The 11,704-nt window shown below is 64.2% G+C and carries 10 protein-coding genes and 4 pseudogenes; 5 read left to right on the top strand and 9 right to left on the bottom strand.

Annotation, left to right across the window (positions count from 1 at the left end; all coding sequences use genetic code 11):
- Positions 1 to 642: 642 nt before the first annotated feature.
- The 3 genes and pseudogenes from Aco03nite_RS54975 to Aco03nite_RS50205 all read left to right on the top strand — a co-directional run.
- Positions 643 to 843: pseudogene (locus Aco03nite_RS54975) on the top strand (IS701 family transposase); the annotation flags it as partial.
- A 228-nt stretch (positions 844 to 1,071) separates the two neighbouring features.
- The gene (locus tag Aco03nite_RS54970; RefSeq protein ID WP_203809936.1) at positions 1,072 to 1,782 is read left to right on the top strand and encodes a VOC family protein; all 711 of its coding nucleotides are present in this window, start codon (positions 1,072 to 1,074) and stop codon (positions 1,780 to 1,782) included.
- 167 nt (positions 1,783 to 1,949) lie between these two features.
- Positions 1,950 to 2,476 (top strand): annotated as a pseudogene (locus Aco03nite_RS50205) (transposase family protein); the annotation flags it as partial.
- Here Aco03nite_RS50205 and Aco03nite_RS54965 read toward each other — a convergent pair.
- On the bottom strand, positions 2,430 to 3,032 hold the full coding sequence (locus tag Aco03nite_RS54965; RefSeq protein ID WP_203809934.1) for a transposase: 603 nt from the start codon (positions 3,030 to 3,032) through the stop codon (positions 2,430 to 2,432). The pseudogene Aco03nite_RS50205 and the gene Aco03nite_RS54965 overlap by 47 nt on opposite strands.
- Entirely contained in the window at positions 2,944 to 3,654 is a 711-nt protein-coding gene (locus Aco03nite_RS50195; RefSeq protein ID WP_203809932.1) for an IS110 family transposase, read from the bottom strand. Before Aco03nite_RS50195 ends, Aco03nite_RS54965 begins: the two co-directional genes overlap by 89 nt.
- A 210-nt stretch (positions 3,655 to 3,864) precedes the next feature.
- Here Aco03nite_RS50195 and Aco03nite_RS50190 point away from each other — a divergent pair.
- Positions 3,865 to 4,112, top strand: a pseudogene (locus tag Aco03nite_RS50190) (transposase family protein); the annotation flags it as partial.
- A 123-nt stretch (positions 4,113 to 4,235) separates the two neighbouring features.
- On the opposite strand, the gene Aco03nite_RS50185 reads toward Aco03nite_RS50190, so the two are convergent.
- The 6 genes and pseudogenes from Aco03nite_RS50185 to Aco03nite_RS50160 all read right to left on the bottom strand — a co-directional run bounded on the left by Aco03nite_RS50185 (position 4,236) and on the right by Aco03nite_RS50160 (position 9,169).
- The gene (locus tag Aco03nite_RS50185; protein ID WP_203809930.1) at positions 4,236 to 4,742 is read right to left on the bottom strand and encodes a GAF domain-containing protein; all 507 of its coding nucleotides are present in this window, start codon (positions 4,740 to 4,742) and stop codon (positions 4,236 to 4,238) included.
- Positions 4,739 to 4,957, bottom strand: a complete 219-nt coding sequence (locus Aco03nite_RS50180; RefSeq protein ID WP_239146103.1) for a hypothetical protein — start codon at positions 4,955 to 4,957, stop codon at positions 4,739 to 4,741. Before Aco03nite_RS50180 ends, Aco03nite_RS50185 begins: the two co-directional genes overlap by 4 nt.
- 53 nt (positions 4,958 to 5,010) lie before the next feature.
- Positions 5,011 to 6,597 carry a methyl-accepting chemotaxis protein gene (locus tag Aco03nite_RS50175; RefSeq protein ID WP_203809926.1) on the bottom strand — a complete coding sequence of 529 codons (1,587 nt, stop codon included), beginning with the start codon at positions 6,595 to 6,597 and terminating at the stop codon, positions 5,011 to 5,013.
- Positions 6,598 to 7,076: 479 nt separating this feature from the next.
- A pseudogene (locus tag Aco03nite_RS50170) lies at positions 7,077 to 7,324 on the bottom strand (transposase family protein); the annotation flags it as partial.
- A 719-nt stretch (positions 7,325 to 8,043) separates the two neighbouring features.
- Positions 8,044 to 8,361, bottom strand: a complete 318-nt coding sequence (locus tag Aco03nite_RS50165; protein WP_203809924.1) for a hypothetical protein — start codon at positions 8,359 to 8,361, stop codon at positions 8,044 to 8,046.
- 64 nt (positions 8,362 to 8,425) lie between these two features.
- Positions 8,426 to 9,169: an EAL domain-containing protein gene (locus Aco03nite_RS50160; RefSeq protein ID WP_203809922.1), complete on the bottom strand. Its 744-nt coding sequence runs from the start codon at positions 9,167 to 9,169 to the stop codon at positions 8,426 to 8,428.
- A 1,117-nt stretch (positions 9,170 to 10,286) separates the two neighbouring features.
- Between Aco03nite_RS50160 and Aco03nite_RS50155 the strand changes: the two genes are divergently transcribed.
- Positions 10,287 to 10,628 carry a histone-like nucleoid-structuring protein Lsr2 gene (locus Aco03nite_RS50155; RefSeq protein WP_203809920.1) on the top strand — a complete coding sequence of 114 codons (342 nt, stop codon included), beginning with the start codon at positions 10,287 to 10,289 and terminating at the stop codon, positions 10,626 to 10,628.
- A 301-nt stretch (positions 10,629 to 10,929) separates the two neighbouring features.
- On the opposite strand, the gene cspE is transcribed toward Aco03nite_RS50155, so the two are convergent.
- Complete coding sequence (gene cspE / locus Aco03nite_RS50150; RefSeq protein ID WP_203809918.1) at positions 10,930 to 11,133, bottom strand: transcription antiterminator/RNA stability regulator CspE; 204 nt, start codon at positions 11,131 to 11,133, stop codon at positions 10,930 to 10,932.
- Between the last annotated feature and the right edge of the window lie 571 nt (positions 11,134 to 11,704).

The following is an 11,704-nucleotide window of genomic DNA, read 5'->3' as shown; positions in this document are numbered from 1 at the left end:
GGGGGAAGATCGCATACGAATCGGTGTCGGTACGACCGATGGTGACCTCGTCGCCCTCCACCAGATACACCAGCGGATGCAGTGCCAACGGACGGTCGTACGCCGTCTCGGGCAACGTCGGATCCACGAACGCCTCCTTCGGCCGTGGCGGATGGGGTGCGGGCACGGCCCTTCGGCCGTGCCCACACCCACGGGTCACGCGTTGCTCGGGTAGGTCGAGCAGGCGGCCGAGGTCAGCTTCACCGGCGCGGTCTTACGAATCGTGATCTTCTTCATTCCAATCACCTCCTTCGGGGCTCAGAAGGAAGTCTGCGATCCCGCGCCAAAGCCCCACTAAAGCCGAACCAAAGTCGCAGCCAGCCTGCGAGATGGGAATGGTCGTGCCGTGCCGGCGGTTCCCCGAGGGGCCATAGGTGTGGCTATGGGTATTCAGTAAACTGAGGCATGTCTTGAGATTCTTCCAAGGCGGCTAGTACTCCAGCAGGAGATCCGTTCTAGGCTGCGGTGACGGTGCGGTTTTGTCCGTGGACAGCAAGCGGCCACCGTCAAGTCTCAGCGGTTGTGTGGACCACAAGAGACGCGGCGGTGGCTGCCGCCTACAGAGTAGACGTTCAGCGATGGTCCGGGCTGTTCGGCGAGCTGATGGACACGATCGAGGCACGTTTCGCCCGGCCTGAGTCCCGTCGCCGGGTCCGGGATTTCGTCGCGGGCCTGCTCGCGCTGCTGCCGACGAAGAACTGCTGGACGATCGCCGAATACGCCGGCGATGACGGGCCCGGCGGGATGCAGGATCTGATCGGCCGTGCCATCTGGGACGACTCTCTGGTCCGTGCTGACGTGCGGGCAGCAAGGAGTGCCTGACCCGTACTCCACAGTTCAGACCCGACTAACAGCAGGCGTCGGAATTGCGCATATACGGGCAAAACCGGACACCTAACTCTCCGACCTGTAGGATCATCTGGTCCAACCGAGGAGCCCGTGGGGCATGAATCTCCCAGCTATAGATAGTTTTTCATTCTTTCGGGGCATCTCATCGAGTTTGACCGATCTCGGTATGTGGTACAGGCGGGCATGGTCTCCGAAATCCTGCGCCGGTTCACTCACCCAGTCGCCCGATTTGATGGACTGAATCTTGAAACAACCAGATCACGGCAAGCGCTTGAATTTTGGCAGGTAGCGTTAAACGGTCGCGCTGACCGCGAGCGGATGCAAGTACTCCCTGGGCCAGGCCGACCTGTGACGGAAATTTTGCGCATCCGCGCAGTCGACGTAGCTCCCCCCAGCAGCTCCCGAGTACATGTCGATCTCCGCTTGTCAGGTCCCAAGCCCGATTATTTGGTCTCATCGGGTGCCCAGATTGTCCGGGAGCCCAGCGGGGAACCCTGGTATGTGTTGGTAGATCCTCAGGGTAATGAGTTTTGCGCCTACCCGGCTGTCGATGACCGGCCTGCTGGCATCTTCGAGTTGGTCGTTAAGTGCTCCGACGCCCATAGCCTGGCTCGCTGGTGGGGCCGCGTACTCGGTGGCCAAGTAACCGACGAGGGAAACGCTTCAGTGATTGAAGGATCGCCCTACTTTCCATGGGATTACATGGTCTTCGACCAAGTGCCCGGCCTCGAATCTTTTGGAGGACGGATGCGCTGGCAAGTCCTAGCCCGGGATAGCAACCCTTTCGATCTGATCAAAATGGGATCTAAAGTTCTTTCAAAGGCAAACAATAACGATCCCCGATGGCTGCTTTCCGACCCTGAGGGGAATGAGTTCTTCGTCACCTTTCATTGAGCCTTTTTCATCGTGACGGTACAGGTCACGGCAGGGACAGAGCCCCTGAGCCGACAGAGGACGAGCGGTACGGGTGTCGCTGTAATGGCGGCTGCAAACGTGCAACAGACGCAAAGCTTCCTGGTCGCCGTCACTGCGAGGTGTCGCGACGTGGTCGGCAGCCAGAACTGCCCGGGCGGCATGGATCGGGTCCAGTGCATCAGATTTGCCGCCTCGCCGCTGGCCTCATCCGGACCCACCGCAACCAGCACCGGTCCCAGTGGCGGCGCCTGGACCGGCCAGCAAGCCCTGCTTGCTCTCGCTCCACCTGCGTCACGGTGACACCCTGACTCGCCTGGCCTGCGGTTTTGAGATCGGCGTGACGACTGCCTGGCGCTAAGCCCGCGAGGCCATCAACCTGCTCGCCGCTACCGCCGACGACCTCGAAGCGGCGATGAGAAAGATCCGGTTGCTCGCCTACGCGATCCTCGACGGCACCCTCATCCCCATCGACCGGGTCGCCGACCACAAGCCCCACTACTCGGGGAGACACCGCCGTCACGGCGTGAACGTGCAGTTAATAGCCGATGCGGCAGGTCGGCTCGTCTGGGCATCAGCTGCGCTGCCCGGCGTCGTCCACGACCTGACCGCGGCGCGCACCCATACCATCATCGACGCCTTGACCGGTGCGAAGGTGATGACGTTAGCCGACAAGACGTCCGATAGGCGTGCCTGTCAAGCCGCGACGGTGGTCGCGATCGGGAAGGCTGTCGCTTCTCGATAGGGCTGCCGTGTTTGCAGGCAGCCGAGGAAGCGGCGGAAGGCAGCGGCGTGACCGTCTCCGGTGGCCCGGCGCCGATCGTAGTGGGCCAGCGCACCGGGTGACTGGTTAAGTGCCGACAATCCCAGGTGAAGCCGACCGCGGCGAGTCGGTCGTTCTTGATTCGGCGTTGCGACACCAGGCTACGGCCGCAAGCACGTGTCACCGGCACTTCGCCGGCGAAGGCCTTCAGCGATCGCGCGTCGGCGAGACGGTTGCGGTCGTCGCCGATCTCACCGAGCAGCCGGGCACCGGCCTGGGCGGCGATGCCGGGGAAACTCGTGATGACGTCGTGGTCCGGGTGCTGCTGGAACGCCGTCTCGACGGCAGCTGACAGGTGCTCGATGCTCTCGCGCTCCGTGTCAGCGTGGCCAGCAGCCGCAACGCCTGGACACCATCGCCTGCTCGACGAGCGGGTCCTGACGCAGATGCGGTCGGCGCATGATCGCATGGGGTTCGGCGGCGACCTGCTCGATGTTGCGGGACCGGCCGACCCGGCGCAGTGCCGCGGCGATGCGGGCCTTGGCCAGCGTGAGCGCCGCGGCGGGAGTCGGAGCGAGCTCGATCAAGGCGCAGGTCAGCGGGGTGGCCAGGTTCTCGCTGCGGTTGGCGGCGGCTTCGAGCATCGCCGGGTAGAAACTCGCGCAGCAGCGACGCAGCTCGTTACCCGCGCGAGTGCGCCGCCACGTCGCGTCCTGGCAGGCGCGAGCCAGCACCGCGATCGAGCGGGCGAGTTTGGCGGGCGGCGGGCGGCGCACGTGCAGGTCGGTTCGCAGGATGTTCGCCAGCACGACAGCGTCGGCATGGTCCGATTTCTTACCCGACACCGAGTAGCGCTCCCGATAACGGGCAACGGCCATCAGGTTGATCGGGTAGATCCCGCGACCGGTGGCACGCAGCGCCGCGACCAACAGGCCACGCGGCGTTTCGATCGCCACCGGTATCGGGCAGTCGCTGCTGTCGCCGACATCGGCCAGCAACTCCTCGCCCTGATCGGGATCACGCGGCGCCCTAATGGAGAGGCCCGATGGCCTGACATCCGATGAGCCGTCCTTGATCCCAGCGACCGGCACGGCTGCCCGTCTTACGTCGAGGGCTCCTGGCCCCGGATAAGCGAGGGATGCTCCGTGTCGGCGGGCTCGAACCACGAACCGATCCAACCGAACCCGATCGTGCAAAGCGGATCGGGTCCTGCCACGGCTCCCGTCTTGTCTTAAGGCGTCGAACGCCGGGGCTACCAAAGAAGTCCGCGAGAACCCGATCCGCTCTGACTCCATTAGGCCCACCGAGGTGCCCACGGCAGTATCCGGACACCGGTCAAACGCCACCGCTATCGGCCGAAACTCTCCGCCTGGCAGAAGAAGGTCAACCGGGCTCACGCCCGGATCCGAGCCAACGGCGAACGCACCAACACCACCCTCAAAACCTGGAAGATCCTGACGCAACTCCGTTGCAACTCACACCGGGCAACCCAATCGTCCAGACCATCCTCGCCCTGCACCACGTCGGGAACCCGGCCCACGGAGGATGAAAAGGGCTCATTGCCTCGTCACGCTTCCGCCGCCACCGGCAACGGCCAGCCCGGCACTGCCACTGGAGAAGAAGATCAAAATAGGTGCCGTTGCAGTTTTAGCGGAAACGGCGAGTCGTCGCGTCAGACCCGATGCGCCTCGAGCAGCTTCATCGCCTGCTCGGCCCCGTCGTCGAGCACGGCCTTGTCGACATCGGTGAAGACCCGCGGCCGGGCGTCGATCACACACATCGCGCCGAGAGTCTGCCCGCCGAAACCGATTAACGGCACTCCCAGATAGCTTCGCATCCCGGTCATCCGCACCAGTGGGTTCTCGGCGTGTTCCGGATCCTCCAGCACGTCGACCACGCAATAGGGTTTCCCGGCTAGCACGGTGTGAGTGCATATCGCCCATTCCGCTGGTGTCCCCTGGGCGTAAGCAACCCACCCGGAGACCCCATACGATCCGATGATGAATTGGGACGTGTCGAGCACGACCGATACTAGCGAGACGGGTGCTTCAACCAGCCGGGCGCTGCATTCGGCGAGCGTGTCGAGTCTGGCGCGCAGGTCAGTGGAGTAGATATCGTACTCGGCGATTTCTTTGATCCGTGCCGGCATGCCGAGCCGGTCGAAGAGTTCGGTGTTCATTCCTGGCTCCTTAATTCGAGAAGGGCCGCGGCCAGACAGTCGTATGAAGTGACCCGGATCTGCAGGGCGACCGCGCAGAGCCGGGTCGTCGGATCGGCTGCGGTCATCACCGGCAGTAGGCGATCGAGAGCGTCCGGTTCCTGCCCGGTGAGCCCAGCCGCCCGGATCAGTTCCGCCCAGAGGCGCGGGGCATCCGACTGATGAACCCTGTACACGGCACCACGGGCGTCCTCGAAGGTGGGCCGGGTGAGCCCATAGGCCGTTGACATCAGTGGCGGAAGCCGCCGACGAGGACGGTGAGGTCCCCGGCGAGACGGGTCAGGTCGGTGGCGGCTCGCTGAGTGGCAAGGGCACCGTCGGCGGCGGCGGAGGCGACCTCGGCTACCCCGGAGACGGTCCGAGCGACGTCACCGCTGCTGGTGGCTGCCTCGGAGACAGACCGGCTCATTTCCCCGGTGGTAGCCGTCTGTTCCTCGACGGCCGAGGCGATGGTCGTGGTGTAGTCGCCGATCTGTTCGATGACCAGCGTGATCTCACCGATCGCTGCGGCCGCCGAAGCACTGGACTCCTGGATAGCCGCGATCCGTTCGGTGATCTCCTCGGTGGCCTTGGCCGTCTGCTGAGCGAGTTCCTTGACCTCACCGGCCACCACCGCGAAACCCTTGCCGAGCTCCCCGGCACGAGCCGCCTCGATGGTGGCGTTGAGCGCCAGCAGATTGGTCTGCTCGGCGATGCTGGTGATCAAGCGAACCACGTCACCCACCTTCTGGCTGGCCGCACCCAGTTCAGCGACCTGATTGTTAGTGCGTTCGGCGACCGTTATGCCCTCTTGAGCGACCCGAGCCGCATGCGCGGCGTTCGAAGCGATTTCGGCGATCGACGCGCTCATCTGTTCAGCGCCGGCCGCGATCGACTGGACGCCCGCATTCACGTGCTCACTGGCCGAACTCGCCGAGCCGGCCTTGTCGGCGACACCGGCGGCGCCGGCCTGCAACTGGGCACTGACCGTGGAGAGTTCTTCGGACGCCCCGGCCAGGGTGATCGCAGAACCACCGATCGTGCCGACTGTCTCCCGCAATCGTAGGACCGCCGCGTCCAACGCGCGGCCCATCCGGCCCGGCTCATCCTTGGAGGTCAGGCCGGCATGGCGGGTGAGGTCGCCGTCGGCAAGACCCTCACATACCGCAATGACCCGCTTTAACGAGCGAACGATGGTCCGAGCCACAAAGACGCCGAGCGCCAGCGCCAGCGCTATACCGGCAGCCAGCATCACTATGACCTCGATGCGTTTTGCGTGATAGGCGTCCGCAGCTCTCGACGCGTCGGCTGCGGCGGCCACTTGCTCCGCCGTACCGATCGCGGTGAGCAATTCGGTCAGCTCCTTAACCACCGGGCCGACCTGCTCGGTACGGATCTTCCCCCACGTGGCGAGATCGTTGTTCTGGGAAGCCGGAATGAGCTGATTCTGGGCAATCGTCACGTAGTCCCGCCAACCCGCCCGCACCTTCGCGACGGTCGCAGCGTCCACTACTGGACCTGCCGACTCGTACGCTGCGAAACCGCTGTCGACCACAGCGAGATCGCCGGCGAACATTTCCTCGAACTCGTCCTTGGACTTCCGGTCGGGGTAAACCACGTGCAGTGCCAGATCGAGCCGGGACTGGGTGATCCCGTTCCGAGCCACACCTAGCGCGGAGACCCCCGCCAGATTGCCACTATAGATTCGCTGCGCTGCCGCACTGGTGTCCGCGAGCGCACTCAGCCCTATCAGCCCGACCAACAGGGCGACCAGGGCGGCGACACTGATTGACACCAGGATCTTAATATTGACACTGAGGTCGGACCAGAAGCCCATGGTGGCCCCATCTCCTCGAGCCTCACGACTGTACGATCACTATTCGGCACGAGTGCGAGGCCCACTGAGGTCTCATCGGCGGCGGATACCGACGACAACCGCGCCGGGCAGGCACGGCAGGCAGCACCACTCTCACCCCGCCACCAGGACGGGCGAGAAATCTTCTCGGAGCGGAGTCAGAAGCTCAACGCGGCGTGATGCCGCGGCCCTTCCGGTGGTCACCAGCCGCACGCCGTCTCCGCCGCCGGCGCCGCCGTCCGAGGCCAAGGCGCCGACAAAGTCGGGACTTCCTTCATGCCGGAGTCGCTCTCCAGTCGGCTGCCCACCGCAGGCTGGAGCGGCTCTCATCTGGCACGCGCTCTGCCGGTCACCGCAGCGCGGAATAGCTCCAAGTCCATCTCAATCCGGGCCGAATGAACTGCGGCAGGCAAAATTGGTTAGAAGAAGAATTCGTCCGCGCTTCTTATGACGAGCCCTTTTCATCCTCCGTAGGCCGGGTTCCCGACGTGGTGCAGGGCGAGGATGGTCTGGACGATTGGGTTGCCCGGTGTGAGCTGCAACGGAGTTGCGTCAGGATCTTCCAGGTTTTGAGGGTGGTGTTGGTGCGTTCGCCGTTGGCTCGGATCCGGGCGTGAGCCCGGTTGACCTTCTTCTGCCAGGCGGAGAGTTTCGGCCGATAGCGGTGGCGTTTGACCGGTGTCCGGATACTGCCGTGGGCACCTCGGTGGGCCTAATGGAGTCAGAGCGGATCGGGTTCTCGCGGACTCCTTTGGACATCTATGTCCTCCGCCCTCTAGATAGGGGCGCAGGCGGCGACGTCCGGCGCCCCCTCTCGATGCTCGGTTCGGGCGAGGGCTTGGAGATTGAGCCGTACGTGCTCGGTGCCACCGACGCTGAAGCCCGGGCCGGCATTGAGGGCGATGCCGGCCCGGGCGAGCAGGAACGACGCTGGGTTACCGCCCAAGCCGAGAACGCGGAGGTTCAGCCAGGCAAGGTAGATCGCGGCCTGCCCTCGCGGCGCGCCCTCGCGGCCGGCGTTTCCGGCTCCACCCGCCTCCACAGCGGCACTGCTACTTGACTCTCCGCGCCTTCATGCGCGCCCTAATCGCACCCATGGCTATATCGGATAGTCCTCGATTCTCCGGCAATGGAGACCGTGTTACCGCTACTTGGGGCCCTCGGGGCGCTCGGCCATTGTCACTATGTAGGCGGACTCGCGCGCGTTCCACGAAGGCGTCCACCGCGGGACTTGACATACGAGCCTCCACCAAAATCGACACATTCCGTAGCCACGACCACCCGGAACGCCACCTCGAACCCGACAATTTTTGTTTAATTGCAAAATTATCTAGAAAAATTACAGATTAGATGGTGTGCAGAGGCGTAGCAGGAGACCGCGTTTCTAAAATCACCGGATTCAACCTGAACCGGCAGGGGCTAGTCGATTTACGCGTCATCGACTCGGCGCGCCTTGATTCTCTGCAGAATGACGCGGCCGATCCTGGCCACCTCGTCTGGATCATCGGTGTACAGCATGTAGCCGTCGACTCGGTGGCACAGCGCCATCGAGTGCTCCCGGGTCACGGCAACCAGGCATCCTTCGCCGACGAACGGAACGGCGTCGCAACCAGGGCTGAGCAGGGCGGTATAGAGGGCCAGACTGCTCACCCTATCGACCTGTGGCTGCCAGCGGGCCAGAACCTCAGACGTGCAGTAGGAGCCGAGGACGACCGCATGCCGCTGGTCGTTGATGGCGGTGGCCACTCGCTCCATCGCTCGTCGGGCCGCGGCGTCATCGACATGGAGACATCCGGCGGCTGTAGCAACCTCATACGAGCTTCCGGCGGGTTGATGCCAGCCAGGGCGGGCAGGGGCGCAGTCCGTCCGTGGTAGCGACATCATCAAGGTACAGGTCAGCCGGCGGCGCCGGCCGGCCGAAGTGCCAGCCCTGTCCCCAGTACGCGCCGAGAGACCTGGCTGTCATGATGTCTGCGGCGGTCTCGATCCCCTCGGCGATGATGCGGGCACCGGTGCGGCGGGCCGTAGTGCTCACCATCGAGCAAATCTCGGCCGTCACCACGGCGGACGGATGCCGCAGCAGGTGCATATCCAGCTTGATCACGGCCGGATCGACCAGTGGCAGGAATGCCAGCGACATCGGGTCGGCACCGACGTCGTCGAGGGCGATGGCATTACCCAGGGGGTGCGAGATCCCCGCGATGTCGAGCAACGCAGCCGGCACCGTAGGCAGCGCCCGTTCGGTGAACTCCGTGACGACCCGGAACGGCAGGCCGCTGAACAGCAATGCACGCAGGTTCGCAGACAGCGGCTGATCCACCACGGCCGGTTCGGCGTTGAGGAAGACCAGCGGCGGAGGCTTCCGCATCATCAGGGCTGCCTCCAGCCCGCGTTCGGCGCACAGCATGTCCATCGCGCCCAGCAGGCCCGCGTGGGCTGCCGCCGCGAACAACCGGTCGGGGGAAAGTTGCAGCGGAGTGCCGGCCGGGCCACGCGCGAGCGCCTCGACCCCGACCACGGCACCAGAGGCCAGGTCGACGATCGGCTGAAGCACTGGTTTCCACGAGGCGCTCCTGTATCACTCGCATCGTGAGCGCTGCGTCGTCCACGGTCCCGTCGTCAACCACGAGCTGCACTGCATCGCCCCCCTGACACGGGTACCGGATCCCTCCCAGCCGTCCCTGGCCTATCGGCACGTCGGCCAGCGAGTGAACCGCACGGCCGTAATCAAGCTCCAAACTCGGAATCTCTCGCGAGACTCGCTGGTGTCACCGGCCGTACGCACCACGTCGATCCCGCTCTTCACCGTCGGCGAGGCCACGTCACTGGCCGGCGATGTTGCCCACGGTCAAACGCGAACGGCATGCGCCGGGTTGGATGCATGTGGCCTCCACAGCCGCATACTCCGGGAGCGACGCAAAGACGGTTATGTGCTCAAAATACGATTACGGGGCGGCGGGGGTGGCATGACAGGCCGCCTCACCAAAACGGGGATGCTTCACCTGAGCTCGACATCTGGCTATGCCGGTGTCGCTGGCCCCACCCAGGGGCGGCTTGCAGCGGCCCCACCTAAACCGGACAGCAACGGCTTAATCGGCACCGGTTCCCGATCTTCTCGGCGAGTAGCGCCTGGTGGAAGACGGGTTTAGCCGAAACCGTCATGGCGTGGATCTTGGGCGCAGATGGAGCCACTCCAAGCCGCCCCTGGTGGGCAAGCGACACCGGCATAGCCAGACATTCGGGGACGGCCTCGGCAGGTGAATGATCCATCGCTTAAACCCTTGCCAGCCGGCAGGCGAAGCCAGGCTCCTTACCGAGATCGGATGAGCCGGCGTTCGCTGGGCGTCCTCCGGCTGCACAGTCGCGATTCGACGAAGCGCAGTCGAACGTACTCGATTTGGCGCTTTCCAAACATAGCGTGCCGACGTTGTGGCCCCTGCAGAGCGGGCTGGCGTCACGTGCCGGTAGCGCCCGGCTCGACGACTACCTTCGGTGAGGATAGCGTTGTTTGCTGTCGCAGCCGGAGCGTGGTTCTTGATGTGCGAAGTCGGTTCGATCATGCAGGCGAGCACTGACCAATGCGCTGAACTATAAGATCAGCCTGTCAGCTATCGTTTTTAGGCATTAAATGTCCGTTACAGCGCAAGCCGCTTTCCCGGAGGCGATACCTCATGTCCAAGCAAATCATCACGGTCCTCATCGATGACCTGGACGGCGGAGAGGCCGATCGCACGGTCGATTTCGGACTCGACGGCGTCAACTACACCATCGATCTGTCTGAGAAGAACGTCGGCAAGCTCCGCAAATCCCTTGACCCCTACCTCGCTGCCGCCTCCCGCGTAGGCCGTACTGGAGCGTGCGAGCATATCGTATCTCGCCCGTCGCAGCCCACACGGACGAACCGGAGCCAGAACCAGGCCATTCGGGAATGGGCCGCGAAAAACGGTCATGAGGTCTCGGATCGAGGGCGCATCCCCACGGCGATTGCCAAAGCCTTCCACGCGGAGCGCTGACGACCGACTCTCGCATTCTTATTGTCCGCTCCAACTCTTGGCGGATGTGAAGCTCTGCGCATTACACCATCAGGCCTCGGGCTTCCAGGCTGGCGTGTCCTGTCGGCGGTCCCGGCACATCGGCGCCGTCTAGAAGACGGGTGGCATGGCCCGGGGCGGCGGCCGCAGTTAACCCCACTGGTGCATCCAGCCACTGCCGTACCCGGGCTCTGTCGATCTGGGCGCATTCACCAGGTCTGATCAATGCGGAAAACAATGGCGGCCTGCTGAACCAGTCAGGCCGCCGTTCACGCCGAGCGCATCAGAGCGGGCGGATGTTCTCCGCCTGAGGGCCCTTCTGGCCCTGGGTGATGTCGAACTCCACCTTCTGGTTCTCGTCGAGGCTGCGGTAGCCGCTCGTCGAGATGGCGGAGAAGTGGGCGAACACGTCGGCGCCGCCGTCGTCCGGGGTAATGAAGCCGAAGCCCTTGTCGGCATTGAACCACTTCACGGTGCCGGTAGTCATCTCTACTCCTTGGCAAGCGGTCGCAGACCGCGTGGCGCGTTCTCTGACACCACGGCGTTGCTCACCCGCATCGAACGACGAGGAGAACGAACTACACCGAGGTGAACGCAGGTTACCCCGGCGGGGCCCAGGAAAACGTGGTGGTGGTGGCGAGTATGGAGAGGATGCGGCCTTACGGCTTCGATTGTTCACAGAGGCCGCCGCCGTCGCTGAACCGGTAGCCGGATGGCGCACATCGACGAAGCGGCGACATCGTTGTTGCCCACGCCCGCGGGGCACCGAGATTCCGTTTACGAGACCACACTTTCTGATTAGTTGACGCGGGCGGATAGCGCCAGAAGGTGGTTGTACACAGATCGCGTCCACAGGGTGCAGGCATCGGACTATTGCACCCATTCAGCACTCGCGTCGATCACCTTCGAGCCGTCATCGGCGAGCCCGCGCCGCCGGTATCGACTTGCCGTGACATGAGCCTCGTCCTGGCCGGAGCCCAAACGTGGCTGGCTGAGATCACTAAGTTCCCGCTCGCAAAGGCGCTGGACGGTCTCATGACCGGACTCCAGGGCCTCCC

It is taken from the genome of Actinoplanes couchii, from assembly GCF_016862075.1.
Lineage (GTDB): Bacteria > Actinomycetota > Actinomycetes > Mycobacteriales > Micromonosporaceae > Actinoplanes > Actinoplanes couchii.
The sequence above is the reverse complement of the archived record's forward strand: the minus strand, read 5'-3'. Positions and strand labels throughout refer to the sequence as shown.

Coding starts and splice junctions, on each gene's coding strand:
- Aco03nite_RS54965 (WP_203809934.1), bottom strand. CDS start 3,032: ATGCGATCATGCGCCGACCGCATCTGCGTCAGGACCCGCTCGTCGAGC.
- Aco03nite_RS50155 (WP_203809920.1), top strand. CDS start 10,287: ATGTCCAAGCAAATCATCACGGTCCTCATCGATGACCTGGACGGCGGA.
- Aco03nite_RS50185 (WP_203809930.1), bottom strand. CDS start 4,742: ATGAACACCGAACTCTTCGACCGGCTCGGCATGCCGGCACGGATCAAA.
- cspE (WP_203809918.1), bottom strand. CDS start 11,133: ATGACTACCGGCACCGTGAAGTGGTTCAATGCCGACAAGGGCTTCGGC.
- Aco03nite_RS50175 (WP_203809926.1), bottom strand. CDS start 6,597: ATGGGCTTCTGGTCCGACCTCAGTGTCAATATTAAGATCCTGGTGTCA.
- Aco03nite_RS54970 (WP_203809936.1), top strand. CDS start 1,072: ATGGTCTCCGAAATCCTGCGCCGGTTCACTCACCCAGTCGCCCGATTT.